At 65.2% G+C, this 25,149-nt stretch carries 22 protein-coding genes; 2 read left to right on the forward strand and 20 right to left on the reverse strand.

All coding sequences use genetic code 11. The annotated features are described in order from the left end of the window. Nucleotides 1-132 precede the first annotated feature (132 nt). Nucleotides 133-522 carry a plasmid mobilization relaxosome protein MobC gene (gene mobC, locus Q5H31_RS06230; protein WP_100969398.1) on the forward strand — a complete coding sequence of 130 codons (390 nt, stop codon included), beginning with the start codon at nt 133-135 and terminating at the stop codon, nt 520-522. Nucleotides 523-567: 45 nt separating this feature from the next. Here mobC and Q5H31_RS06235 read toward each other — a convergent pair whose 3' ends face one another. The 3 genes from Q5H31_RS06235 to Q5H31_RS06245 all read right to left on the reverse strand — a co-directional run bounded on the left by Q5H31_RS06235 (nt 568) and on the right by Q5H31_RS06245 (nt 2,346). Then, nucleotides 568-942 (reverse strand): hypothetical protein, encoded by a 375-nt coding sequence (locus Q5H31_RS06235; RefSeq protein WP_302457604.1) that lies wholly within the window; start codon nt 940-942, stop codon nt 568-570. A gap of 3 nt (nt 943-945) precedes the next feature. Continuing rightward, complete coding sequence (locus Q5H31_RS06240) at nt 946-1,497, reverse strand: HipA domain-containing protein (protein WP_302457605.1); 552 nt, start codon at nt 1,495-1,497, stop codon at nt 946-948. A gap of 66 nt (nt 1,498-1,563) precedes the next feature. Further along, complete coding sequence (locus tag Q5H31_RS06245) at nt 1,564-2,346, reverse strand: Fic family protein (protein ID WP_302457611.1); 783 nt, start codon at nt 2,344-2,346, stop codon at nt 1,564-1,566. Nucleotides 2,347-2,463: 117 nt separating this feature from the next. Here Q5H31_RS06245 and Q5H31_RS06250 point away from each other — a divergent pair, with 117 nt between their 5' ends. Next, complete coding sequence (locus Q5H31_RS06250) at nt 2,464-3,771, forward strand: relaxase (protein ID WP_302457606.1); 1,308 nt, start codon at nt 2,464-2,466, stop codon at nt 3,769-3,771. Nucleotides 3,772-3,790: 19 nt separating this feature from the next. Here Q5H31_RS06250 and Q5H31_RS06255 read toward each other — a convergent pair whose 3' ends face one another. From Q5H31_RS06255 to Q5H31_RS06335, 17 genes are all read right to left on the reverse strand, one after another. Then, complete coding sequence (locus Q5H31_RS06255) at nt 3,791-5,074, reverse strand: HipA domain-containing protein (protein ID WP_007056089.1); 1,284 nt, start codon at nt 5,072-5,074, stop codon at nt 3,791-3,793. Then, complete coding sequence (locus tag Q5H31_RS06260; protein ID WP_007056064.1) at nt 5,071-5,385, reverse strand: hypothetical protein; 315 nt, start codon at nt 5,383-5,385, stop codon at nt 5,071-5,073. The genes Q5H31_RS06255 and Q5H31_RS06260 overlap by 4 nt, the downstream gene beginning before the upstream one ends. 102 nt (nt 5,386-5,487) lie before the next feature. Next, nucleotides 5,488-6,621 carry a hypothetical protein gene (locus Q5H31_RS06265; protein ID WP_187400763.1) on the reverse strand — a complete coding sequence of 378 codons (1,134 nt, stop codon included), beginning with the start codon at nt 6,619-6,621 and terminating at the stop codon, nt 5,488-5,490. Then, nucleotides 6,608-7,561 (reverse strand): DUF4913 domain-containing protein, encoded by a 954-nt coding sequence (locus Q5H31_RS06270; protein WP_101628939.1) that lies wholly within the window; start codon nt 7,559-7,561, stop codon nt 6,608-6,610. The genes Q5H31_RS06265 and Q5H31_RS06270 overlap by 14 nt, the downstream gene beginning before the upstream one ends. Beyond that, nucleotides 7,561-9,369: a type IV secretory system conjugative DNA transfer family protein gene (locus Q5H31_RS06275; protein WP_156625150.1), complete on the reverse strand. Its 1,809-nt coding sequence runs from the start codon at nt 9,367-9,369 to the stop codon at nt 7,561-7,563. The genes Q5H31_RS06270 and Q5H31_RS06275 overlap by 1 nt, the downstream gene beginning before the upstream one ends. A gap of 80 nt (nt 9,370-9,449) precedes the next feature. Beyond that, nucleotides 9,450-10,091 carry a hypothetical protein gene (locus Q5H31_RS06280; RefSeq protein ID WP_131212449.1) on the reverse strand — a complete coding sequence of 214 codons (642 nt, stop codon included), beginning with the start codon at nt 10,089-10,091 and terminating at the stop codon, nt 9,450-9,452. A 101-nt stretch (nt 10,092-10,192) separates the two neighbouring features. Further along, nucleotides 10,193-11,227: a hypothetical protein gene (locus tag Q5H31_RS06285; RefSeq protein WP_011068080.1), complete on the reverse strand. Its 1,035-nt coding sequence runs from the start codon at nt 11,225-11,227 to the stop codon at nt 10,193-10,195. A 104-nt stretch (nt 11,228-11,331) separates the two neighbouring features. Further along, nucleotides 11,332-11,811, reverse strand: coding sequence for a hypothetical protein (locus Q5H31_RS06290; protein WP_171023717.1), 480 nt, complete (start codon nt 11,809-11,811; stop codon nt 11,332-11,334). 10 nt (nt 11,812-11,821) lie between these two features. Beyond that, nucleotides 11,822-12,172 carry a hypothetical protein gene (locus tag Q5H31_RS06295; protein ID WP_032684891.1) on the reverse strand — a complete coding sequence of 117 codons (351 nt, stop codon included), beginning with the start codon at nt 12,170-12,172 and terminating at the stop codon, nt 11,822-11,824. A 14-nt stretch (nt 12,173-12,186) separates the two neighbouring features. Next, the gene (locus tag Q5H31_RS06300; protein ID WP_179105848.1) at nt 12,187-13,746 is read right to left on the reverse strand and encodes an ATPase; all 1,560 of its coding nucleotides are present in this window, start codon (nt 13,744-13,746) and stop codon (nt 12,187-12,189) included. Between the two features lie 53 nt (nt 13,747-13,799). Then, a complete protein-coding gene (locus tag Q5H31_RS06305) occupies nt 13,800-15,287 on the reverse strand; it encodes an SCO6880 family protein (protein ID WP_302457607.1) in 1,488 nt (495 codons plus the stop codon). A 24-nt stretch (nt 15,288-15,311) separates the two neighbouring features. After that, the gene (locus tag Q5H31_RS06310; protein WP_302457608.1) at nt 15,312-17,303 is read right to left on the reverse strand and encodes a hypothetical protein; all 1,992 of its coding nucleotides are present in this window, start codon (nt 17,301-17,303) and stop codon (nt 15,312-15,314) included. 9 nt (nt 17,304-17,312) lie between these two features. Next, nucleotides 17,313-17,615: a hypothetical protein gene (locus Q5H31_RS06315; RefSeq protein ID WP_007057813.1), complete on the reverse strand. Its 303-nt coding sequence runs from the start codon at nt 17,613-17,615 to the stop codon at nt 17,313-17,315. Nucleotides 17,616-17,652: 37 nt separating this feature from the next. Further along, complete coding sequence (locus Q5H31_RS06320; protein WP_007054334.1) at nt 17,653-18,135, reverse strand: hypothetical protein; 483 nt, start codon at nt 18,133-18,135, stop codon at nt 17,653-17,655. A gap of 13 nt (nt 18,136-18,148) precedes the next feature. After that, a complete protein-coding gene (locus Q5H31_RS06325) occupies nt 18,149-19,381 on the reverse strand; it encodes a hypothetical protein (protein WP_368043770.1) in 1,233 nt (410 codons plus the stop codon). Further along, nucleotides 19,378-20,016 (reverse strand): hypothetical protein, encoded by a 639-nt coding sequence (locus Q5H31_RS06330; RefSeq protein WP_022527641.1) that lies wholly within the window; start codon nt 20,014-20,016, stop codon nt 19,378-19,380. Before Q5H31_RS06330 ends, Q5H31_RS06325 begins: the two co-directional genes overlap by 4 nt. A gap of 322 nt (nt 20,017-20,338) precedes the next feature. Next, nucleotides 20,339-25,149 (reverse strand): LPXTG cell wall anchor domain-containing protein (locus tag Q5H31_RS06335; protein ID WP_302457610.1); only part of this gene is annotated, 4,811 nt, incomplete at its 5' end.

Below are 25,149 nucleotides of genomic sequence, written 5' to 3' on the forward strand. Positions count from 1 at the left end.
AGATGCCCATCAAATCGAAGGTAAGCAAGCTAGACGGTTCATGTACATGAACCGAGCCCGCAGCCTCCCGCGCCCTACGGCGCTGAAGCAACAACCCGAGTGCCGAAGGCCAATGAGGAAGGAATCGGAATAATGCGAAAGAGGAGCAGCAAAGGAGGGGGCGAGCAGCGCTCCATCCAGGTGCATCTCATGGTGAACGAGGAGGAAGCCGGGATGATCCGCACCGCCGCCAAGAAAAGGAACCAGACGGTCTCCCTCACCATCATCGAGGCTGTGAAACTGTTGGAGGGGAGACTGCAAGTCAAGGAGGAGGAACGCGATTCGCCCACCGTCCAGGCGCTCAAGGAGATCGAATACCAGCTGCGCCGCATCGGCCGCAACGTCAACCAGATCGCGCACAACGCGAACAGGGAGATGAACGCGACCATCGAGGACGAGGCATCGGCGTCCTACGCCGTCCGGCAATGCCGGGAACTAATCGACCATCTTGATACCGTCATCGAACGATCCGGGAACGATTGACGGCGAGAACGAGGACCTTCCCGGACTGTGAGCTGCGTGGAGTCCTCAGTGCAGGAGACCGGGGTTTCCCCCAAGGCCAGGGAACGGGATCCCCGGAACGATGTCGGTCGCAAGGGTGTCGTTCCCGACGGTGGCGGTGGAGGTTTCCGCTTCTTTGAGTGCCATCCGGTATGCGGGTCCGAGCACGTACTTGCGGCGGGCGTCCAGCGTGGCCTTATAGAAATCACGTTGAAGGTCATCAAGTCCGGGGGTCTGCTCCACGATGCGGTCCGTGACCTCCTCGGACAGGCGCGGCCAGAGTTCCGGCAGCTCCGCCCTGAAGGGGCGTGCGGTCTCCGAGGTCAGGAAGAAGGCGAACTTGCGTCGCTTGCCGCCGACGTTCATCGCCATGTAGGGTGCGGCCATGTTCGCCTCACGCATTTGCTAAGGATCCTCGACCCGTTCCCTCATGCCTTCACGGGACAGGCTCGGGGACAGTGACGAACCGCAGTCGTATACGGGGGCGAGATCAAGAATATCCGCGGTCCTTCTGTCCGCTATGAACCCCCAGTTGTTCGCGTGGCGGTCGAAGTTCCCTATCAGCGCATCGACGCATGTCATCTGAAGGAAGCGGTGCCGCGCCCGCGCGCGGATGCCTTCGAGCGCGTCATGTTCGTCAAGGACCTGGCTGACGAACTCCCAATCGGGCCTGGCCTTCGATCGGCTGCTTCCACCGGGCATGCTGATTTCCAGCTGCTTGAAATGAAGCAGCATGAGGTTCGGATCCATCTCGTACATGAAATCACGGCACGCCACCACGGAACGGCCCTTGTAATCACCGAGAATGACATCCTGCGTGGGGATGCCCGAAGCGGCGAACACCTTGGAGCCGATATACTCGTTGACGGGCAGGTTGACGTAGCTGGTACGACTGGGATGCTCCTCCTGCGGGGCGGCGATCAGGGACATCGTTATAGGCCGGCTCGAAGTCATCATCACGCAAGCCGACCGTAAATAATCCCATGGAGTTCGGGAGCAAACTTCCCCCGGACGCCACGACCGTCACCTCAGTAAGCCGGAACCTCCATCGAGGCCATCGAGGGGAACACCGGGCACGATGCCCATCCCGTTCACGGCATCATTCGTCTTTTCCACGACCCCAGACGATTGGGCCAAAGTCAGCCCGCCGGGCACATGGCCGACGGCGTTCTGTGAGAGCCAATCGGAGAGCCGGGAGTAGTCGCCCGTCTCGTAGTAGCGCAGGAGCATAGAGACGAACTGTGCCTTGTCTTCGGGAGGGATCGAGAAGACGCCGATGCCGTCGTGTATGAGCTGGTGGTTGGCGACCATCAGCGCGGTGCGCTTGTTGCCGTCCGAAAACCATTGTCCCCGCGTGACCGCGCCGAACAGCAGCATCGCAGTGTCCTCCCCTTCTGACTCCTCCAGGATGCCGCGAACCCTTTCCTGTGAGGATTCGACGGCGGGGATCTCCGGCACCCATCCCGTGCCGCCGATCCTCACGCCGTATTCACGCAAGCGGCCGGCGTCGCGCACGAGGCCTTCGCCGATGATGCGGTTGTATTCGCGGATGTACTGCCAATCGACTGGATAATCGATGTTGTCGAGCAGGAACCTCCACGCGCGCTTGATGTTGTTCACCGTGACTATATCGTCCACGCTCATACCCTCGGGCGCGCGCCCGTCGAAGATCTCCTGCGTGTCGGGGAAGGTGACGCCATCAACCTCGATCTTGGCGGTGCGCCAGATCGAATCGACCAGCAGCCGCTTCGCCAGTTCCACGGCCGTGCGCCTATCCGCCGTCATATCGTTCCTCACCGGTTCCATCAAAGCTCCTTGTCCGTTTCCGATAATTCTATCGAAGTGGCCGTGCCGGCAAAGGACGCATATCTCTCATAGACGCCATGCGCCGCCGTGCCGGGCGCGCGGGCGGAGAATCATCGTATGATACCGAATATCGTCAGGGGCTCGGACCCGGCCGGCCTGGTGCGCTACCTGTTCGGCAAGGGACGGCGCAATGAACACACCGACCAGCATCTCGTGTGCGCGAGCGGCGACATGTTTCCCTCGTTTGACATGGATGGCAAGCCGGCGGCGTCGTATGCGGAGATAGGCCGCAGGTTCGACCGACGCTACCGCGTCAGGGAACGCAAGGACGATCCGTTCCCGCCCGACATGCGAGGCAAGAACAATCCCGAACGAGAGCATGGCAGGAAGCGCGTGTGGCACTGCTCGCTCGCCATCAAGGCCGGGCAGGGAATCCTGACCGACCAGGAATGGGAGGCCGTCATCCGCGATTATCTGACGCGCATGAACATCATCGACGGCGACGACGATCAGGGCGTCACATGGCTCGCGGTCCGCCACGGACTGTCCGCCAACGGCAACGACCACGTGCACATCATGGTGCAGCTCGCCGCCGACGACGGGTGGATAAACCCGTACCACGACCGGATCAACGCGCAGAAATCATGCAGGCGGATGGAGAAGACACGCCCCGAACTGGTCGGGCTCGCACGCTCCGACACCGGCACGCGCGTCAGCTGGCAGTACGGGCAATGGCGTCAATGGGCCGAATGGAAGGCGCGAAACGAGTACGGCGACGACGAGGGATGGGATGCGTTGGACGGCAACGAGAGAAGCCGGCTCGTCACGGCGGTCGCCGCCTCAACGATGCCGCGCCAGCATGTCGGCCGGATCGTGGAGGCGTGCGCCAAGGCATCGCGCAGCGAGGACGAGTTCATACGCCGCGTGCGCAGGGAAGGCTTCTCCATCGACCCCAGGCTGCGCAGGGGAACCGCCAAAGACTCGTTCACCGACCCCGGCCAGGTGGTCGGCTACAGGATCACGTGGCGCAGCACGGACGGGTGGACGGAACGGTTCAACGCCTTCGAGCTCGGCGACGACATGCGATTGAAACGACTGCGCGACGACTGGGCGGACGATGCCAGAAGCCGCGCCCTGGCCGTGCAGGAATGGCGCGCCGCGATGGAGAACCGCCCGCCCTTCCTCGATGATGGACGCGAACGGCACCTGGAGAACCTGTCCACGCACGACATGGAACGCCTCGTATCCGAAGCGTTCTGCATCGCCGCCAGCCTCAACAACGCGGCGGACGGCGACGAATACCGGGCAGCGATGCGCGAGGGCCTGCACACGTTCGACATGCTGCGCGAACGCTACGGAATCGCGCCGGAATACGGTCTATGGAGCATGGTCGCCTCTGACGAGGAGAACCGGCCCCGCCGTTAGGACGCTTCCCGGAAAAAGCTCAGATGGTACGGCCCGAGGAAGGAAAACCGAGCGAATCGGGCAAAGCCGATGCTGGATCGAGAGAGTTCGCCGGCTCGTCTCCCGGCATGATCGGCTCGATGGACTCGTTCGCCTTCGTCCAGCACGCGTTCAGGCGATCGGCCATCCGCGCGTCCAGGCCCTCGCAGGATTCGGATATGCCGGCGAGGACCTTCCCCGCCATACGCCGGGCCATATCCGCCACCCTCGAACCATCGAGACCGTGACGTGTCGCCAGATCCTCCCAATCCTGGGGCGTGGTGTGCTCCGCGAAGGCGTGATCCTCGTTCAACGGCATGGTGAGTTCCCAATTGAACTCGGGCCAATACCTGGTGGCGACCGCATCATACTGGGGAGACAGGCGTATCCCCGATGCGGGATCGAGGATCAGGGAATAGTTCTTCGCATGTGCGTCGCTGTTGGCGGACGACGTGTTGAAGGCCAGCCTTTCGAGCCACCGGTAGGACAGGGAACCCGACGCGTCGATGCGTTGCAGGAGATCCAGGCAGTCATCGGCCGACGGATCGTATTTGTCGCGGGTCGGCAATCCCAACGCTTGCAGGAAGTCCTCTTGCCGCAGTCGGACGATTCGGCCTTCCTCCAGGCGACGGTCGAACCGTTCCACGATATAGGCCGTCTTGCGCTGCGCCGTGATCTCGCCGCGTGCCGGTGTGTCGATGCCGCACAGTTCCGACAATCGCATCGTCGCCAGTTCCACCTTGGTCGCCTCGGGAAGGTCATGGGGCTTCGGTTTGACGATGTGGGTGGAGGGCAGCATCATATCCGGCCAATACCACTTGCCGTCCACGCGGGACAGTGTGAACTTGCCCTGCGCCCCTCCCAAGGAGAACCGGCAGTGGCTGTCCTCGTCCCACCAGTAGTTCCTGGTCCGCTCGATGCGGTCGATTTCGTTGGCTATCTGGGAATCGGAGATCAGACGAAGCGTCGGCGATGGGATTGGAGGTTCCGGGGAGAGGGAGAACACCAGTCCGCCGGTGGCGTCAACCCGGTCCAGCAGATCGAAGACGCCGGCCGAGGAGGCATTCAGGTGCTCACGCATGGCCTGGCGGACGTTCGGATTGTCGGGCAATAGATTGTCCAGGAAGTTACGCGGTGCCTGGTCTCTCCATCCGCCGGTTCTGGGCAGGCTCAGACTGATCGGCAGACCCTCGTTCGCGTCGTACGCGAACGATATGCGCTCCTCGTCGTCTTCCGAGAACACGCCCACATGATGCCCGTTCTCCCAGGCGTGCAGTTCCCTCACAGCAGTCTCCCCGCGTAGGCGGACGGCAGCGTTTCGGTGCGGATGTGCAGCAGGTCGAACATCCTGTACACGTAGCGGATGGAGGTCAGACCGGTCTCCACGAGCTCTTCGGCGCTTGAGAGGGGGACCCCGGCTCTCCTGGCGAGTTCGGCGGCGTCGAGACCCATGACGGACATGCGTTCGCGCACGCAACGGCGGACCGACGAGGTGTCGGGGAAGAACCGCGCCGGGTTCTCCTCCTTCTCGTCGGGAAGACCCTTGTAGGCGGTCAGGGCATCATATTTCGACAGATCCAACGTCACGTGTGCCATGCTCGTCCTTTCCGGTTCCGAAAGCCGTTGACACCATGATACGGCCATCCGATGCCGGCGCACCCCACGAACCTCATGGCAAGGGGTGCGCCGGCATCGGCGTCAGCGTGCGTTGCCGTTGGTCTCGGGTTGCAGGATCTGCGGCGTCGAGACGTTGGCCTGGTCGGGTATCGGCTGGTCCGTGGGGTTCATGGAGGATTCCATGGCGGGACTGTATTCGCCGAACGGGTCGGGCCCGTTCCATTCCTCGGGTTCGTTCAGGTCGAGTGGCATCTCCTCGTATCCGTCGGGCTCCCCGGTCGTCAGGTCGCCGCCTCCCGTGGTCTCGGGCTCGGGTCCGGATGCCGGTTTGCGTTCATCGGCGGCGGGCTTCGTATGCTCCCGCACGGGTGTGGGGGTTTCGACGATTGGCGCGGCGTCAGCGTTCTCGGTGCGTTCGACCTCGCTTATGGTGCTGGGCTCGTCTCCTGTGGCCTTGTTGTCCGTGTGCGAGGATTCCGGCAGGCCCTGGTCCTTGAGGAAGCTGATTCGGGAGGCGGCGTCGTCCACGCCGTTGACCGGCGCGCACATCACGGCTTCGACGATCCTGTCGTGGTCGTAGCCCGTCCATTGGCCGGTGAGCCGCGAGTCCACGAAGAACGTGGCGTCGTCGCCGTGCGCGGCCTGGAACGCCTGCGCGTCCTCCACCCGTTGCAGGTCCACGGGCACGCCGGCCGTGTTGAAGGCGTTCAGGGTGGCCTGCAACGCGGGCGACTGGTCGGTGTAGGTGATGTTCACGTGGTTGGTCAATTGGTCGGCTGCGGCGTCGATGTGCGTTTCCGGGTGGCGTTTCGACCATTCGTCCTTCAGCCGGGCCTTCGCCTCGATGATCTGCCTGCGGTAGCCGGGGTCGTTGCCCTCCAGTTGGTCGGCGACCATCCATCCTTGCAAGAGGGACGAGTCGCGCATCTTCCTCCAGCCGTCGCCGTCGGCAAGCACGGTCGCGTTCAGGGTGGACTCGAACCCCTTGTTGAGGCGTTCCCTGTTGTCCATCTCCCATTGTTCGAGGCGGATGGATTGCTGCTGCCGTCTGGTCTGCTCGTAGCGTTCGTTCTGGACGGCGCGTTCGGCGCGTTCCCTGCGTCGCGCGCGGTCGCCGCTCAGCTCGTTGTGCAGGGTGCGCAGCTGCTGGGCGACGCTGTTCCAGCTCTGGACCATGATCTGGTCGAAGCCGTCCTCGGGATCAGTTTGAGCCATTGTTTCTCCTCCTTGTTGGCGTGATGGTGGTTTCCTTGTTTTCCTTGCCGCCTGCGGCGGGGACCGACAACGTTTCCAGGATCGGTTCGCGCCATGCCCGGTTCGGGCGTTCGCAGGGCAGCGGTTCGCCCTTCCTGGTGAGATTCTGCTTGCAGTCGAGGCTGGCGACGATGCCACGGTCCTTGTCGAAAACGCGGTCGAGCATCGACGCCGCCTGGATGTAGAAGATCATCATCTGGCCGGGTGCCTTGCGCGCGTTCTCGTAGGCGCGCCACATGGCGTCGAGCGGGAACACGAGCGCCGGATAGCGCCACCAGTCGCTCACCCATTGCATGTTCACGCTCGCGCTCTGGTGGTAGCAGAACACGTTGGCCACGAACCTTTCCACGAACGCGGCGAGGTTCGGATAGTAGGTCTCGCTGCGCCGCATTCGCGCGCCGAACTGGCCGGACACGTCCCTTGCCCGCGCGGGATCGAGGTCGCCGGATTCGTCTCGGCCGAGATCCGTCTTCCCCTCCGGCGCGGGCAGTATACGGGTGTCGGATTCCTCCGCACCGGCCTTTGGAGGGGTGTCGTCACGGTCCGTTGCGTCTTCCGGCGGGTTCTCGTAGCCGTTGCCGGTTTCCCCGGCATCGGCCGGAATCCCGGATCGGATGGGTCCCGCCGCGTGCCGGCCTGCCGGCACCTCGGGTGCGGTCGGCGTCGGCTCGCCTTGGCCCGGCATGGTTTCCTCTTCGATCTCCTTGTCCTCGGGGATGTGCGGCGCTTCGGGGTTGGGCAGTCCCTTGCCGTAGGGCACGCCCTTCTCCTCCAGGATGGCGCGGGTGAACAGTTCCAGCCATCCGCAGTCCGATGACAGCAGGGTCCTGGCGGCACCGACCGCGCGCTCCCATTCCTCCCCATCAGGGCCGGACGTGGTGTTCGAGGTGTGTTCGCTCATTATGCGGCCTTTCTCTGCTCTTCTCGGGCTTTCGCCTTGGCCTGTGCCAGGGCGTCGGCCCATTGCCTGTTGCCCGTCCATGGCAGGGTCTTGACGATCTGCGCTCGGGATTGGGAGGCGAGCAGCAGCGCGCGGCCGACGGGCCATTCGGTCAGGTCGGAAACGTCGAGGATGTTCTCCTTCTGGATCGAGTTGTTCACGCTGCGCCGGCCGTTGCCGTCGATGTTGACGCTGCCTCGCACGATCTCCCTCTGGCCCACCAGTTGGCTGATCTCGCCGAGGAATTTCGCGTCCTTGATGCCGCCAAGGTAGACGGTGATGTTCGCGTTGTTGAACAGCGAGCCGAAGTTGGTCTCGCCGAACGCGGCCCTGCCCTGGTCCGGGTTCTGCCAGATCGTCATGATCGGTATGCCCGCCGAGCCGAAATACGAGTACACGTCGGCCAGTTCGGGCCATCGGCAGATGTTCGCGGCCTCGTCCAGCACGCAGCACAACGGGACCGGAAGACGACGGTTGTTGCCGGTGAACTCGCTTTGGGCGCGTTGGAACGCGGTGAACGCCACCACCGCCGTCAGACTGGCGGTCAACGCGGTGGAAGGCCGGCCCTGTGCGGAAAGCAGGTACAGGGTGTCCTCGCTCGTGGCGAACTCGTAGGGGTCGAACAGGCCGCGCCGCTCGTCGATGTTTCCTTCCGCGTCCCGGTGCGGGTCGATCCAGTCGATGATCTCGGGGTCCGCGAGGAACGCGACCATGGTCTGAAGGCTGCCGAACACGCCGCTTCGGGTTTCCGGCGTCAGCGCGATCACGCTGGACACGCGCGAGGCGATGCCCGCGTAGCGCGGGTATTCGCTCAGGATGTCGGCCGGCGACGTGTCGCGCTCGTTGGAACACCATCGAAACACGTCGGACACGGAACGGCCTCCCAGATGCGCGGCGAACAGGTAGTCGGCGAGCTGCTGGGCGGCGGTGCCGGGGAAGAAGTCGTCGCCGCCGGTCTGCGGCTGGCCCGAGGCGTAACGCCAGCAGTCGGCGATGCGTTTCGCGTCGGCGATGGACTGCACCGAGGCGATCAGGTCCCACACCCACGGCGCGCTCTTCCGGTTCGGGTCCGCGATGCGTTCGGGGTCGAACGTCCATATTTCGCCGTTCGGATGGTCGAGCCTGCGGATCGGGGCGGTCACGTCGAGGATGTCGCCCTTGTTCGAGGTCGCCAGGCACGGGCCCGGTGCCGAGAGCACGGCCGGGATCGCGTAGCACAGGGACTTGCCGGAACGTGGGCCCGCCAGAACGATGGCCATGTCCTCCCAGCTGGTGTACATCGACGTGTTGTCCACGATGTTGAGCCCCAGCGGATATCCCGGCGACATGCCCTTGCGCCAGTGGTCCGCTTCTATGAGCCTTGACGCCATGGCCTCGGCGCGCTGGCGCGTCACCTTCTCCACGGCCTCGCCATGGCCCATGGCAGGCGCGTACACGTCCACGCGGGTGCGTGCCTTGGCGCCGGTGGCCCACGGCACGGCCTTGCTGGCGATCAGCCACGCGCCCACGCCGCACGCCACGGCCAGTACGACGAGCACGGCCACGGCCAGCGCCCACTGGCCTGCGGTCAGCGACCATTGGCCGGAGACCAGGTACATGAGCGCGAAGATCTGGAAGGGATGCCCCGCATGGGAGCACACGAGGGCGAACGTCGTGAGGATCAGGGACACCGCGACGATGATCGCCAGTTCGATCTTGCGGCTGGGACGGACCGTGCCGCCCAGATCCTTCACTCGGTTCGATTGCAGTTTCGGATCGACGTCGGCCAAGATTCATTTCTCCTTTCAAGCATGACGGCGGAACCGATGGAAGCGGTCCCGCCGTCGATGCGCCAGGGCTTGCGTCATGGCTAGCGGGCGTTGCCCGTCGTGAAATCGGATGGGGTGGAAAGGAAATCCGGTGCCGCAGGGTCCGCCGGAGCGGGAGCCGCGCCCGGTGTCGGATAGCCCGACAGCGGTTCGAAGGGCTCGCCGTTGAAAGTGCGGGGAACGCCGTCGCCAACGTATTCGCCGCGCGAGGCGTCAACCTGGTCCGTCCATGGATCCGTTCGCCCGGCATCGGCCACGGCACCGGCCTGTTCCTTGTTCTGGCGTTTGCGTTCGCGGGCGAGCTGGATGCGCCGGGACACGATGGAATCGATCTGCATGGAATCGCCGATCACGACCGGACGCGCGTATGCCTTGCCGTCCTTCTGGCTGATGAAGGCGTCGGGATCGCCCATGCGGCCGGTCGCCACCACGGCGTCACCCTGGCGGAAATCCATGCCGTGCAGGAGCTCGGCAGCCTGGCCCCAGAATTTCACGGTGGTTCTCACCGGGCCGAGCGGATTGTCCGTATAGCTGCCGTCCTTCTGACGGACTCGCGGGCGGTCCTCATACACGGTGGCGCGCAGGTACGCCGAGCTCGTGGTGCCGTCCGCGTTGGTTTTCGCCGGCCAGTAATCGGGGTTCGCGGCGAGGAGACCGCGAACCACTTGCATTGACTGTGGCATGATGATGGTCCTTTCATTCGGGGAATACCAGCGCCTTCAATGGCGGCGGCGACTCCCATCATCCGGCCGGACCGGTGGCATCGCGGGGTACGGCGTCTACGTCAGCGCCCCAAATGCCCGCCGTTCTCCCACACGTTCGCCGCCTCCATGGCGGGATCGGTTTCCGGCAGACGGTCGAGCACGCTTGACGCGAACCGGTCCGAGGCGTCGTAGCCGATGGCCTGTTCGGCGAGTTCCCGCGCCTTCTCACCGTCGCCCATGGCGAGGCTGAGCATGGCCTTCAGGCCGATGATCCGGTAGCAGGCGTCCGTCGGCGCGTTGGCCTCCAACGGGCCGAGGATCCCCATCGCCATGTCGATGCGCGCCGGATCGGGCGTGGTGCCGTTGTCGATCAGCCGGGAAAACAGCAGGTCGGTGTTCACCATGCCGTCCGGCGTATTGATGCGTTCGCGCAATGCCGGAAGGGATAGGGGAGCGTTCTCGGCCAGTATGTCGCTGGCGATCATCATGCACGTTGATTCGGGCGCGAACTGCATCGTCACGCCCAATACGGCGAGCCGGTTCGCGTCGGACGACCATTCGCCCGTGGAGCGTGGTTCGGCCATGAGCTTCGACCAGTCGTAGGCGGCGGCGTTGCGCCAGGTGGTGCGCACATGTTCCGAGAATCCGTCGTAGGTCATGCCTGAGTCCAGATATTCGTGTGTGGCTGCGGTGATCAGCTCGTCCAACGGCGGTTCGTCCGTATCGGCGGCTGTGGCCTCGCTCTCCACGATGAACGGGATGCGGGGTTCTTCGGAGGCCAGGCCGTCCGTTTCTTCCGGCTGCTCCCCGTTGATGCGGTCCGCTTCCATGCGGTCCACTTCGCCGGCGAACCATTCGGAGCCCGCGAAATAGGTGCCGTCCATCGAGGAGAGCACCGGCTGGAGGATGGATGCCAGTTCGTCGTACACGGCATCGGGGTTCCGCAACGCCTCGATGGTTTCAGTCGCCGCGTTGTATTCGATGATGCGGTTCGCCAGCCGCATGGCACCGTCATCGGGTCGCACGTCGTCATACGATTCGCCCCAATGCTCGATCCATCCGATCATCGTCTCCCGTGTGATCCGCTCTTCGGCATCGGTGTTCTCCAAAGGCATGTTCGGCTCCTTGACAATCCTCGGCGGCAACCCGCTGTTCCCGCCATGACCCCGATCATCAGTCCAAGGCCATGGCGGGGTGGGGCATGGCGTCTACAGGGTTCTTACAGGTTTCGTCCCGTGCGGCCGGTCAGGTCGTCCACGAGGCCGAGGAGTTCCGGTTCGGGCCAGATGGAGTTGGCGAAAAGGTAGTCGTCCGTCAGGGACCGGTCCTTGAATATGGTTCGCGCGTCCTCCCGGATCGAGGCCAGCGAGCCGTCGGCGATCATGCCGGTGAGGTCCTGTGTGCAGTACAGGTTGTATGGCGTGAACCCTTTGCCGTTCCAATCGATGTGATGGGTGATCGAATACTCGTATTCGTTCCAGTGCTCCATCCATGGAAGGGCGTGGTCGCCTTCACGGGTGACGACCGAGTAGCGGAACCAGCCCTCGGGAACCTGTATGGCATCGTCGTCATACGGGTCCGTCAGGGAATCGAGGTAGCCGGCGACGATGGATTCGCCGGCATGGAATTCCGTGTACCATGCGAGGTCGGGATTGCGCAGCGCGGCGTGCAGCGAGTCGAGCAGTGCGGCGTCGTTCATCGTGGTCCTTTCACCGGTTTTCCGTTTCCGGCAGGATGCCGGTGTTGTCGTATATTCTGAACGTTTCGACGGCGTGCGCGACCCGCGCCCTCGATTCGCCATAGGTGGCGGAATCGACCGTCTCACGCCATACGGGTTCACGGGTTTCCGCATTGCCGTACGGCTTGGGCTCGGTGGGGGTTATCGACATTTCGAAGTCCCATGAGGATGCGCCGTGCTCGGCGGGGCGGAAGTCGAGAGTGCTGCGGTTGCCCGTCAGCCGCAGCAGCCGGGATTGCTCGCCGAGCCGGTCGGAGAGGGATGCGGAGCGTGCCACGGTGCGGATCATGCGTTTCATGCCGGTGGCGAGGTGGTCTGTCATCGCAGGGTTCCCTTCTAGGCGTGCCATTTGAGGTTCGTATCGTTGAACCCGCTTTTTTCGAGCGGGCACATCTCCACGTTGATGGGGATTCCGGGCAGTCCTCCCAGTTTGATCAGGAAACGGCCCAGACCCTTGTGCGAGGCGTCGGAGCCGAAGTTGACGGGCGTGGCCCAATCCTCCAGCATGTCCTCCTCGCGCCGGGATACGGGCAGTCCGCATTCGCCGCGCAGGTAGCGGTCCACCTCGATGCGGCTCAAAGCGCCCAGCACCTTGATCTCGCTGCGTTCCACGAAGCCGCGCGCCTTGGTGTTCTGCGCCGGGGTCTCCATGCACATCAGGTCCTTGAACGTGTGCGTGATCATGATCTGGCCTACGCCCCACTGCCTGTTCAGACGGGTGAGCAGGTCGAGCTTTTCGACCATGAGGGGGCTGGCGCGCAAAGCGCGGTGCATCTCGTCCATGATGATCACGTGGTTGCGCCGGGGCTGTAATCCCTCCTCGGCGAGCACGTCGGCGGCGTTCTTCGCGGCGAACGCGCTCGTCCATGTGGTCGCCAGCACGGCGGCAACCACATCGTCGCCCGACTGGGCCAGGGCGCTGATATCGAAGTCCACGGGCCTGGACAGGTCGATGCGCGCGGTGGTCTGGTCGCCGAACAGACGGCCGAACTTCGTCATGCGGTTCGAGAATCCGTGCAGGTCGGCCAGAAGGCCGCGAACCTGCGCCCTGTAGAGCTCGTCGTTTTCCGGGTCGTCCCAGACCGCCGCCATACGCACCTCGTCGGGCCCTTCGCGCAGCAGGTCTCGCAGGTCCGCGATGACGGGAGGCTGCGGGTCGTCGCCGTGCCGGTCGTGGAGCACGCGCACGGCCACGGAAAGGATATCGGATTCGCGTGCGGTCACGCCCCTGGCACCGCCCACGTCGTCGGCCTCGCGGCCGGTGCGCATGATCGTCAAAAGCACCTCCATGAGCGCCGCCCTCGTGTCGTTGTAGTAGTCCGTCAGGTCCTTGCGCGCCTTGCCCTCCAAGCGTTGCAGCGCATAATGGAGGTCGCCGGGGTCCAGGGGGTTGACCACGCCGATGCCCGCTCCCAGCCGGATGACCTGGCCGCCGAGCATGTTGACCAGTGAGGCGTAGTCGGGCTTCAGATCGCCGGGGATGATCGCGTTCATGCCCAGGGCGCTCAGTCCCAGCACCTCGCGGCGCACGAACGTGCTCTTGCCGATGGCCGGCAGGCCGAGCAGGAACATAGAGGGCTGTTTGATGATGCCGGCCTTGAACCAGCTGATCGGGTCGCAGCACACGCCGGCACCCGTCATCAGGCTTCGCCCGACCGGCACCCCCTCGGCCGGCAGGGCCATGTCGGTGCCGAACGGCCAGAACCCGCCGCACACCTGGTTCGACGTGCCGAAGAACTCGTCTATCGTGGGCATCAGGGCCGCATAGCCGCCTCCACGCGAGCGTTTCCCCCGCCACGGCATCGGGGGCACGGGCTCGTCCGGTTTGGCCTTCAACGGTGTGAGCAGCATGGATTCCATGCGTGCCACGGGGTCCGTGGCCGTGGCGCTTGGCATGGTTCCCTTCCGTTTCGACGGCTTCCATGGCATCGGCATCATGTGTCCTCCGTTCAGGACAGGAGCCGGCCGAGGGGGCCGGCTGGAGTGTATGATCTGACGTTCAATCCAAGGGGCAGGCTTGCGGCGAATCCCGTGTCCTGTGCCCCGTAGCAGGGGCGCAGGTCGATCTTCGCGCCGCCTGCGGCCTGTTCCACGGCGCGTGACGCGGCTTCGAGTCGTTGGCTTTCCTGTTCGCCCCTGGACACGGTGACGGTGACGAGCATCCCGAAGAACACCATGACCGCACCCTGGTTCGTTTCGACGGCCTGGCGGTTGGCCTTGCCTATCTGGCTCATGGACCTCACCGTGGCGCGTTTCTCCTGGCTGACCTGGTTGGCTGCCTTCTGCCGGTTCTGTTCGGCCATGAACATGGTCTTGTCGGGCGGCAGCATCCGGTAGAGCACGGTGACGCGCTTGCGGTCGCAGTCCGCCAATGGGCTGAGCAGTCGGGTGAGCGTGTCGGCGGTCACGTTGCTTTGCGGCGGGTCCACCATCTCCCATGTGCGGCTCAGCCCGGAATCGTGCGAATAATGGCTCCAGCCGGCCTCGTGCATGAGCGGCCCGCAATCCTCCCATGCGATGTACGGGGGCTCGTCGGATTCCTCGATGGTCTCCTGCGCGGCCGGATCGTAGGCGACGCGGACCATGCGAGTGATCTCCTCCATGCCCAGGGCCCTCGCGGCACCGCCTCCCGCCTGCGCTATCTGCTCGCGGATCGAGGGCAGCAGCAGGCTTATGCGACGCGCGGCCTCCCCGGCCTCCAGGTATTTGCCGTCACGGTCGGTGTAGCGGAAAGTCAAGGTGAGCGTCACGTCGTTGGAAGCGCCGCCGGCTGCGTACTGGTCCATGATCTGCGCCATGGCGCGCGCCGCGAGCTCGGGAGCGTCCTCCACGATGCGTTTGCTCAGCGTGCGGCGGAAACGCACGCCGGAATCGGGTGCCGTGTCCACGGTCACGGCCAGTTGGGTGACGCCGGCCTCCGAGGCGAGCGATTCCATGAGCCCGGCCCACGAGGCCACGTACGAATCCTCCACGTCGTCGTCGGCGAGGCTCGCGCCCTGCGGCTGGCATGACAGGAGCAGCGAGTATTCGCCGGTGTGCGAATGCCGCACCAGGCAGAACTCACGGCCCAAGCCGTCCAGCGCCGAGGTCAGGACCACCCTGGAGAGGATGCCCGGCAGCATGGCCTTGCCGCCGTCGATCGGCGCGAGCAGGCCGGAACGGTACAGGTTTGCGCCGGTACGCTGCGCGGCCATCCACGTGCGTTTCTCCACGGTGCGGTCCACCATGTTGCGGTGCTCGCGGTCGCGGATGGCCAGCACGAGGATGACGCCCATGCCGACCACGAGGATCGCGATGGCCGCGACCACGCTCGCCATGCTGACCAGCAGCGTGCAGGTCAATACGCCCATGCCCGCTATCGTCAACGGTATGCCGATGTTGCGGATGCCTCCCGGCATCGGCCGCATCCAATCCCCGTATGTCGTGTTCGACGCCATGATTATCCGAATCTCCTTAATGCGTCAGAATGTCTTGCCTTTGCGCGTGGAGGAACGGTCCGCGCCGTCCGGTGCGTCCTCGCGGGCGAACCCGCCGGCATCGTTCGTTCCCTGCGGCCTGTTGCCGCCTGACGGGTCGGGTGGCGCGCCATCGGGTGCCGGTGGAACCGGGCTTCCCGTGCCATTGCCGTTCGTTCCCTGCGGTTTGCCGCCGTTGCCCTTGCGGTTCGCTCCCTGTGGCTGGTCGCCGGTGTTCTGTGGTTCGCCGCCCGTGGGATTGCCTTCCAGCGGCTTGGCGTGCTTGCCGCCGCCGTTCGTTCCCTGTGGTTTGCCGTCGCCCCGGCCGAGTCCGGAAAGCAGTCCGGCCAAGCCGCGACCGGCACCGGGTTTGGCACCGTCCGGTGACGCTTCGCCGCGTCCGTCGCCGCCGCCTTTCCTGCCGCCCTTGCCGCCCATGGCCTTGCGCAGGCCGCCGCCGGCCACGGCGACTCCCATGCCGAGTATGGAGGGCAGGATTCCGCCGCCGCCACCGCCGACCGAGGATTGCACGGCGGGCACGATCACGCGGATCATGGCGGGAAGGAGGATGATGACGCTCAGGGTGAGCATCAGCGTGATGGCCTGGCTGTCGTCGCCGGGCCCGGCCGTGGCCATGATCGCGCTGCCGGTAGCCATGACCAGTGCGGCGACGGGCTTGTAGGCCAGGAACGCGGCCAGCCAGCCGATGGTCTTGGCGAAAGCCTGCTTGCCGGTCTCCATCCAGCTCATGGCGGCCCACATGGGTGCCACGCCCACCAGGATCGGCAGCATCCCGGCGCGGAAGTAGGCGAATATCTTGCTGATCAGCCCGCAGATCCACATCACGATGGTGAGCACGATGGCGACGGGCGCGCCGAGATTGAAGAACGAGCTCGCGGCCAGGCTTTTCGATTCCCAGGCGTCGTTCATCATGCCCGAGGCGGACCTGAGCACGTCGGCGGTCCACGTGTCGAATGTGGCCTGGAACGTGTTGACCAGTCCGGCAAGGCACACGGCGCTCAGGATCGCCCACATGAACGCCTTGCCCAACGGGATCAGGTCACGTCCCTCCTGTTGGGTGACGAGCTTCCAGCCGGCCGCGATCACGCCGCACACGGCCGCGATGATAAGGAACGGGTCAACCTGCATACGGATGTAGTCCGACAGGAAGAACGTGGTGCCGCCGCCCGGCGTCCATGACGGCAGGCCCGGATTGCCGCCGGACGAGCGGGAGAAGAACGTGAGCGCGATGCTCGCGCACGAGGAGCCGAGCAGCACGCCGAGCAGTATCCAGCCGATGCGGTCGAGCAGCCGCCCCTCGCCGCCCTGGCCGATGTTCCACACGATGCGCGCGCTCAGCACGATCAGGCTGATCGCGGCGGCTGCGACGAGCACGCCCTGCGCGATGCGCAGGTACCGGTTCACCGGTGCGAACCATGAATCGTAGTCCGGCGTGGCGTTCGCCTGCAACGTTGATACCGTGTCGTTCGCGGCGACCAGCGTGTTGCGGCTGGTGGACAGCCATTCGATCGTGGAATCCGACTGCACCTGGTACATGTTCCACAGGGTCTTCTCCAGCCAGGAGAGCTTGCGCTGCTTCCGGCACGAGGAGTCCTTGTACTCCCATTTGCCCTCGTCGGACGACTCCTCCTGATACGTGTTCTCCAATGCCCTGCATTGCAGTTCCGGAGACTTCCTCAGCAGATCCTTCGCCGCCTTCTTGGTGCCGACCGCGACCACGCCGGTATGGGCGGGCGGGTCGCCGTACTGGTCGATGACCCATTGGATCTGGCTGGGGCCGATCAGGTCGCCGAGCCTGCCTTCGGGTATCTTCATCACGTAGGTGGTCTGGGTGTCGCTGATCTGCTTGTCGCCGAACGTGAGCTCCTTGCTGAACGATCCGAAGTCGGGTCCGCCGCAGGCGGCGAGGCCCATGAGGCAGGCGAGGGCGAGCGGCAGCGCGCACAGGCGCTGCCGTATGCGTCGAATCCCTTTCATGGCTTTTTCTCAGCAGCTTGCGGTGACGGACAGGCCGAGTGCGGCGAGGATGGCGACAGCGCCCGCACCGAGGAAGATGCCGATCACCCAGTTGACGAGCTTGTCGAAGGTGTCGTCGCGGTCTGGCACGCCGTCGCCCTGCTGGCGCAGGATGTGCACGCCGATGCGCACCAGCGCGACCACGCCGATCACCAGGCTCAGCGCCTTCACCCAGCCCAGGGCGGTGGATACCGGGCCCGAGAATCCCGGAGGCAGGCACGGGGTCGGGTCGGAAAGGGTCTCGGCGAGGATCACGCATGTTTCATGCAGCATTGGGTTGTTCCTTTCGTGTTAGGTTCATGCACCATCGTCAGCCGACATGGGCCGTGGCGCGGGGCATGGCGTCTACGTCCTTCACGAGCCGTGAGTACGCGGCCGGATAACGCCGGGGAAACCCGTCGAGTTCAAGCCCTTTGATATGGGGCAGCCGCCACACGCGGACGGCGGATGACAGTTGGATGCGCGCCGCCACCAAAGGCCGGGGCATACGGGGCACGGGGTCGGTGATGGCCGCGCCCAACAGGATCGATGCGCCGAACAGTCCGGCCGACTGGTCGGCGAGCAGCGCGCGCAACGATTCGAGACCTCTCCCGGTTCCCATGGCGCACAGGATGATGCGCGACGGCATGGAGGGATCCTGGCTCACCGGCAGCGCGCGGCCGGCGTCGGCGAAACGTTCCGGATCCGAATGGCGGATCGTGGTGCATCCGGCACCGCCGTGCGCGCCCACCAGCCACACGCGGTCGGTGACGGGTGCCGCGAACGACGGGATCAACGTGGTCAGTTGTGGCATGGTGCTGGTCCTTTCATAGGCTCGGGTCGGTGCCGGGCAGTTGCGAGGGGTCCGGGTTCGCGGGCACCGACCAGCCCGGAGACGCGGAACCACCGGTCGAGCCGGCGGAACCGCCGGAGGAATGGTATCCGCCGCCCGTCGGGCCGGAACCCGGGCCCGAAGCGGAGCCGGAGGGCGTGTACGAGTACTGTTGCGGTGCCGGCGTGCTCTGCGCCTGCGCCGCCGCAGCCGCTGCGGCCTCCTCCTGCGCTTTCCTTTCCTCGTCGGCCTTGGTCTTCGCGTCGATGGAGGCGTTCACCTTGTCCATGGCGTCGGTGATGGCCTTCTCGTCGCGCTTGTCGATGGAGGCGCGCAGCAGGGCGCGAGAATATTCGTCCTGCACCTTGCCTTCGGAGGAGGAATACAATCGTTCGCCCTGTTCGACGGTATGGGCCAGCCGTGAGGAGAACACCGCGCCCGCCGCCTTCTTCAGCCGCGAGAGATTTCCCGTGTGCTTCTTTTCGATGGCTTGCAGCTTGGATGTGGTGGCGTTGGCCGTTTCCGTGTCCGTGGCGGCACATGCGGGGATTCGCTCGCCCTCGGAATATTGTTCGGCCAGCTTGTCGAGGGTTTCCAGGGTTTCCGGGTCGGCGAGCTTGTCGGCCGTGACCGCTTTCGCCTGTGCGAGCCGGTCGCCGTCGAGATATTCAGCCAGCTTCCGTTCGGCTTTCTTCGCCGCAGCGTGGGCGGTGGCGCAGTCCGCCGTCGCCTGTTCCAGCTCGCGTGCGGCCGTGGCGGATTCATGCGATCTCCACGCGGACATGCCGGCGACCGTGACGCAGGCCGCGAGCAGGATGCCGCCCGCGGTCGTGGCCATGCGCCTCCATTCGCGCACGGGCATGGCGGCATCCCGGTCGCCGACCGGCGTGAGGTCGATCGTGTCGGCGAGATCGGCCGGCTCCACGGCACCGCCAACGTGCTGCGGTTCCGATGCCGGGGCATCGGCCGGGATATCATTCCCCACCGGATTCGAGGCCGATGGCAGCGGACCGATCTCCCACGGATCGACGGCCGGGTTCGCCCGGTCTTCGCTTCCGGCGTCGTCCACGCATCGCGCATCCGGCTCCAGCCCGGGCCCGGGCTCGGGTTCGGGTTCGGCCGGTGGCCGGCGTTCCGGTTCCGGTTCTCGTGCCGTGTCGATGGCGACGGCGGTGCCGGCGGCGATTATGGGGCCCATCTCCCATGGGTCCGTGCCGGAGGTGTTCATCGGTTCGGGAAGAGGCGCTGGCGAAGGCTCGGGCGGTCCGGCGCGGTGGCGGTCATGCCGTCGGCGGCGTCGGCCTGCCGTTCGCGCAGCTGCCGCTGTTCCATGACCCATGCGGGATGCTGGCCGTGCTCGTGCGCGTCCATGAGGCAGCGCGTGACCTCGCCCTCGGGCGAGACCGCCGCGAGCCGGCCCAGATGGCCGGTGAACGCGGCCTCGGGATCGCCCTGCATGAAGCTCATGTACGCGGCCGCCTCAAGCATGCCCTCCCTTCGCGCGGAATCCGGGATGCTGTTGGACAGCCGCCACAGCAGTGCGGGTATGTCCTGGTGGAACTCGCTGTTGGCTATCTCGCGCACGTTGTAGTCGGCCTGGTACCACGGTTTGACCTGGCCCGAGGCGAACAGGGGCAAGGCGCGCGGATCATGCTCGGCGACCATGAGGAAACGGGCGCGTTCCATGCCCGGCGATATCAGCTTGGCGCACACGGCGTCGCGCAGCCCCGTGTCGCCGGACAGCGACGCCAGCAGTCCCGCCGTGGCATGGTCCTTTTCCGCGTCCGCGCCGATGCGGTATTGTCCGGCGCGCAGCGAGTCGAGAAAATCGAATACGGCCAATGCGGTTTGCCTGTCAGCCATGTGCAACCTCCAGAAGAATGATGATGATGCGAACAATGTCAGAGTCGATGATGCGCCGGGTCGCGGGCCGCTGCGGGGCGCACCGTCTACAGGCCCCATCGGGAGCACGGTTCCACGGGTCTGCGGCTCCACGGTTCCACGGGTTCACGGGTTCCGGGCATGGAAAAGGCCCTTCGCCGGGGGAGAGGCTGGCGAAGGGCCTGGGGGTTCACACGCCGTCCGGGGCACGGGATTCGGAAAGCTTTATGCCCCTTTCCGGCATGTGAAGTCAATGGAGGGCGTCCCGGCCGTCATCGGACGACGAGGCCGGAACGCCACGGGGTCACTTGCCCGCGTTCACGGCCGTGTGGCGGCCGGAACCCTGTGCGTAGTGGCGCTTGCGGAACACGAGCAGGGAGCCGCCCGCGAGCAGCACCGCCAGAGCGCCGCCGGCAAGGCCGAGCACGGCCGTGCCGGTGGAGGCCAACGGCTTGGCACGGTAGCCGTTCCAGTCGTCGGTGTTGCTGGCGGTCTGGGTGTCGGCGCACAGCTGCTTGCCGTCGATCTCGGTCACGTCGCCGGTGGAGTATTCCGGATCGGTGTCTTCGCCGCCGTCGGTCTTGTCGTTGAACGGGTCGCCGTTGGACGGCGCGCATTCCACGAGCGGGGTTCCGGTGACGATGGCGCGATCCGTGTGGGTCTCGCCTTCCTTGACGCCCTTGAGCGTGCCGGTCACGCTGACCGATTCGCCCGGCTTGAGCACCAGGGTGTCCCAGTCGGCGGGATAGGTGAGCGAATCCATGTCCACGTGCGCGTCGCCGACGATGGTGGAGTCGTCGAGGTCCAGGTCGCTTGCCTTGAACCATGCGCCGTCACCGGTGGCCGGGTCGGTCTTGGAGGTGTTCGTGATGATGAACGTGATGCCGATGCTGTCGGCGTCCATCTTCAGCGCCTGCTTCGGGTCGTCGCGGTCCGCCCGCTCCTGGCCTTCCTGCTTGAGGGTCGGGGTATCGACCTTCTCCAGGTGGATGCTCGGGGTCATGTCCGGGGTCTTGGTGACGACCTTGTTGGATTCGCGCGGCTGGCCGTTGATGGTCTCGGTCCACGTGTTGGGCACCTCGTCGGCCACGGCGATGCGCTTGCACTGGAGGTAGAGCACCCAGCCGGCCTCGTGCTCGTTGTCGGCGCTCACCAGGTCGAGGTAGGCCTGGGTCGCGTCGGCCGTGACCTTGCCGTTGTCGTCGGCGTCCACGGTGAACAGGTTGCCGCCGAACTTCGAGGAGTCGAAGCCGCTGCCCGCGATCTTCTCGCCCCTGGCCGCGAGCACCTGGCCGTCCCTGTACAAATCACGCGAGGCGTAGACGGCCCAGTTGCCCAGGTACTGGTCGTACTCGGTGGCCAGCTGGTCCGTGCCGCCCCAGTCCGTGACGGTCTGGTAGGCGCGGTCCGGGGGCAGGATGCTGGAATCCAGTCGGTAGAGGAACGTGTGGTTCAGATACACGCTCTTGCCGTCGATGCTGTCGCCGCCGACCTTCACGGTCACGTCCTTGGTCGGGTTGATCTCCTTCAGCGGGTTGGTGACGGTGTTGGTCTTGTCGCGCCTGTCGTTCGTGACCTGCGTGGCGGTGTTCTCCACCGTGTGGCCGTCCTTGACCTTGGTGACGGTCATCGGCATGACCACCTGGTAGGTGTGGCCCAGCAGCGACTGGTCGATGCTCGGGTCCTTCAGCGGGTCGTAATCCTTGTCGGACTTCTCGCTGTACGCCTTCAGGTCGCCGGGCTGCGGGTCGCCGGGCACGGTCTCGCCGGTCGCGGGGATCTGGGTGTCCACGGTTTTGGCGAAGGCGTAGAGCACGCCGTCCTTGTCCTGGATGTTGAACTCGCCGGTGCGGTCCCTGCCGGTCTCGTCAAGGATCTCCACATGCTTCGCGTCGAGGGTCAGGTACTCCTGGTCGTAGTCGTCCACCATGCCCAAGCGCCATACCTTGTAGGCGGTGTCGGTGAGCCTGGAGGCGTCGATGTTGACGCGGTAGTACACCTTGTCGCCCAGCAGCGCGGTCTTGCCGTCGATGTTGATGGTCGGGTCCTTCTGCGTGTCCTGCTTGGAGGGCTTGATGACCGGCGGCTCGTTCTCGACCTTGTTGGACGGGGTGACGCCGTTGTTGACGGTCAGCGCGGCCTTGTTGCCGACGGTCTTGTCGGTGGGCGCGTCCTCGTTCACCTTGGCCTCGAAGCGCAGCAGCACGCGCGGGTTGGAGCCGGCCTTCCAGTTGGCGGCAACCCAGTCCTTGGCGAACGTGGCCTCGAACGAGTGGTTGGCTTCGTCCCACTGCACCTTGTAGGCGCTCTTCGGGATGATGCCGCCGGTTCCCAGGTCGGTGATCTCCAGGGTCTGCTTGTTCGCGGTGGTGTACTCGGAATAGGTGTCGCTCAGCTTGATGGCGGTCACCGAATACGCCTGGTCCGCGGGGATCTGCGGGTCCACGCGCACGGTGTATTCCACGGTCTGGCCGGGGAACACGGTCTTGGTGTCGATGCTGGACTGGTCGCCGCCCTGGGAGGATTCGGCGATGACCTGCTTGTGGATCGGGGGCACGGTCACGCAGATCTTCGGCGTGTTGGTGTCCACCGTGCTGCCGCCGACCGTCTGGCCGCCCTTGTTGTCGAGGTCGTCGCCCTTCGGGTCCGCGCACGTGTTGAGCTCGTCGCCCTCGGACTTGCCGTAGGATTCGAGCAGCTTCACGGTGTCGAAGTTCACGTCGAACGGGATCACGACGCTGATCTGCTTCGCGGTCTTCAGGTCCTTCTGCGCGGCCTCGTAGGAGTCCTTCGCGCTGACCGTGACCTTGGTGCCCTCGGCGGTGATGTCGAACTGGTCGGTCACGTCCCTGCCGGTCTTGTTCAGGTCGTTGACGCTGGCGTTGGCCTCGTCGGTGGTGTCCTGCTCGTAGACCTTGATGTTGGAGGTGTCCTTCAGGTCGAGGATGCTATCGACGTTGGCGAAGTCGTCGGTCCACGCGATCTCGGGCACGCGGCCCAATCCGGTGGGCAGGGTGCCGGAAACGACCGCCGCCACCTCGTCGCCGAGACGGTAGTACTTGTCGTCGCCGCCCACCTTGTCGCTCTTGGTCGGATCGACGGTCAGCTGCCACTTGCCGCCGACCTTCATGGCCCACGCCTTGTTGGGGTTGGGCGTCCACACGAACACCGGCGGCTCGTTGGTCGGTCGGGTCTCGTTGTTCCACTTCTCGTACGCCTTGTTGGTCAGCTGGATCTTCTTGCCCTCGGTGGCACCCTTTTTGATGGTGCCCGTCAGGTAGAACCTGACCTTGCTCGCGCTGTTCCTGAACATCGTCTTGGCGATGTACGAAGCCTTCGCGGTGGCGGTCGCGGTCCCGGCCTTCCGGTCGATCACGATATCGAACTGGTCGGTCTCGTCCTTGCCGTCGACGAACACCTTGCCGGACTTCCAGTCGATCCACTGGTTCGAACCGGTCAGATCATCGGTGATGGAATAGGATGCCAGCGGGTTGAGCAGGTGCGCGGGGATGCTGCCGTTGACCACGACGCCCACCTGGTCGCCCACCAGGAACGTCTTCTGATCGACGCCCTGCTGGTTGGTCCATTGCTTGTCCTCGGCCACGAGAGCGCCGGACTCGTCCAGCACCCACACCTTGTCCGGGGTCGGCGTGACCTTGCCCACGCTGTCGCTGTTGCCGGTCTGGCAGTCGGCCAGGCTGCCGGTGCCGTTGTCTCCGTTCCAGCACGCCACGGAACCGTCGTTGATCTCGTAGTCGCCGCCGGTGGGTTTGGCCGACTGTGGCACGTTCAGCGTGTAGAGGCCGGAATGCGGGGCGGTGGCGTGCGCCTTGACCACGCGCTTGCCATCGATGGAATCGTCGATGGAAATGTCCGCCGGCACGATGTTGCCGTTCGCGTCGGTCACGGTGACCTTGCTCACGTCGTCCTGCTCGGTGCCGCCGATCACCACGTCCTTCGTCTCGATCGTGTCGTAGATCCAGAACTTGCCGGAGGCGTTGGAATGCGCCTTGATGTGCGCCGTGTACAGCGAGCCGGACGCGATGGAGTCGTTGCCGTCCTGCACCGTCTGGCCGGCCCCGTTGGTCAGCCATTTCTCGGGCGGGGTGGTGGTCTTCTCGCCGGACTCCTTGCCGTCGTTCTCTCCCTTGTGGGAGACCGCCTCGGCCATGTTGCCCTGCTTCGCCACGTCAACGTCCCACCAGCGCTTGCCCGCAGGCCACGACTCCCACGAGGCGTCCATGTCCTTGAAGGACGCGCTCACGGTGGCGCTGCCCTTGTTGGATGCGGTGAACTGCTTCGTCACCGTCTTCTCGGTGCCGTCGATGCCGCGCCAGTGCAGGGTCGCGGTGCCGTTCACGTTCTCGGTCTTCGACCCGTCGGTGGACAGGCTGATCGTGTCCGAAGCGTCCTTGGTGTCACCCGACTGGCCCGACATTTCCGCAGCCTGCGTGCTCACGCTCAGATGATAGGTCGGCGGCTTCGGCTGGTACTTGTCCAGCACGATGATGATCAGGTTCGGCGTCGCGCCGGCCGCAGCCACGTTCGAATACGCGATCTTGTCCACGCTGTTCGACGGATCATCATCAAAGCCATCTGAGGTACGGTAGCTTTGTGTGCCGGCATAGTTATATGTATACGGTTTGATCTGCGAGTCCCAGGACGAGTACCATTCGGACGCCGAATAGCCGCCGGACCCGTTGTACACCCATCTGCCGCCCTGCTGGCCGGCGACCGAGCCCACGCCCACGACACGGCAGTCGCCGTCGCCCTCGCCCGGATGACGCTGACGGAACCCGGCCACGCACTTCGACAACGCGCCCCGCAACGTATCGCGGATCGCCCCCGGCCCGTCGTACACGCCGTCGTTCACCACACTCACGCCGGCACGCTTGTACGCGGCCTCCACCGACGCGATGCGCGGCGAGCCGTCGGCGTTCGCTGCCGGACCGAAGCTGCCGGACGCGTCGTCCTTGTACTGCCAGAACATGCCCGCGGGAAGGCCGCCGGCATCGACGCCCGGACGGTTGTCTCCCGCGCCGCCCGCATACGCGGTCGACGCGACGACGCCGCCGGCACCAAGCGTGGCGATCGCAGCCACCGCCGCGACACCGG

The organism is uncultured Bifidobacterium sp., assembly GCF_959020155.1.
Lineage (GTDB): Bacteria > Actinomycetota > Actinomycetes > Actinomycetales > Bifidobacteriaceae > Bifidobacterium.

Bases quoted from the DNA above. Each gene is read 5' to 3' on its own strand.
- Q5H31_RS06270 (WP_101628939.1), bottom strand. From the start codon at position 7,561: ATGAGCGAACACACCTCGAACACCACGTCCGGCCCTGATGGGGAGGAA.
- Q5H31_RS06245 (WP_302457611.1), bottom strand. From the start codon at position 2,346: ATGGAACCGGTGAGGAACGATATGACGGCGGATAGGCGCACGGCCGTG.
- Q5H31_RS06280 (WP_131212449.1), bottom strand. From the start codon at position 10,091: ATGCCACAGTCAATGCAAGTGGTTCGCGGTCTCCTCGCCGCGAACCCC.
- Q5H31_RS06310 (WP_302457608.1), bottom strand. From the start codon at position 17,303: ATGAAAGGGATTCGACGCATACGGCAGCGCCTGTGCGCGCTGCCGCTC.
- Q5H31_RS06320 (WP_007054334.1), bottom strand. From the start codon at position 18,135: ATGCCACAACTGACCACGTTGATCCCGTCGTTCGCGGCACCCGTCACC.
- Q5H31_RS06235 (WP_302457604.1), bottom strand. From the start codon at position 942: ATGCGTGAGGCGAACATGGCCGCACCCTACATGGCGATGAACGTCGGC.
- Q5H31_RS06285 (WP_011068080.1), bottom strand. From the start codon at position 11,227: ATGCCTTTGGAGAACACCGATGCCGAAGAGCGGATCACACGGGAGACG.
- Q5H31_RS06330 (WP_022527641.1), bottom strand. From the start codon at position 20,016: ATGGCTGACAGGCAAACCGCATTGGCCGTATTCGATTTTCTCGACTCG.
- Q5H31_RS06315 (WP_007057813.1), bottom strand. From the start codon at position 17,615: ATGCTGCATGAAACATGCGTGATCCTCGCCGAGACCCTTTCCGACCCG.
- Q5H31_RS06305 (WP_302457607.1), bottom strand. From the start codon at position 15,287: ATGGCGTCGAACACGACATACGGGGATTGGATGCGGCCGATGCCGGGA.
- Q5H31_RS06290 (WP_171023717.1), bottom strand. From the start codon at position 11,811: ATGAACGACGCCGCACTGCTCGACTCGCTGCACGCCGCGCTGCGCAAT.
- Q5H31_RS06250 (WP_302457606.1), top strand. From the start codon at position 2,464: ATGATACCGAATATCGTCAGGGGCTCGGACCCGGCCGGCCTGGTGCGC.
- Q5H31_RS06295 (WP_032684891.1), bottom strand. From the start codon at position 12,172: ATGACAGACCACCTCGCCACCGGCATGAAACGCATGATCCGCACCGTG.
- Q5H31_RS06265 (WP_187400763.1), bottom strand. From the start codon at position 6,621: ATGGCTCAAACTGATCCCGAGGACGGCTTCGACCAGATCATGGTCCAG.
- Q5H31_RS06240 (WP_302457605.1), bottom strand. From the start codon at position 1,497: ATGATGACTTCGAGCCGGCCTATAACGATGTCCCTGATCGCCGCCCCG.
- Q5H31_RS06260 (WP_007056064.1), bottom strand. From the start codon at position 5,385: ATGGCACACGTGACGTTGGATCTGTCGAAATATGATGCCCTGACCGCC.
- mobC (WP_100969398.1), top strand. From the start codon at position 133: ATGCGAAAGAGGAGCAGCAAAGGAGGGGGCGAGCAGCGCTCCATCCAG.
- Q5H31_RS06300 (WP_179105848.1), bottom strand. From the start codon at position 13,746: ATGCCAAGCGCCACGGCCACGGACCCCGTGGCACGCATGGAATCCATG.
- Q5H31_RS06325 (WP_368043770.1), bottom strand. From the start codon at position 19,381: ATGAACACCTCCGGCACGGACCCATGGGAGATGGGCCCCATAATCGCC.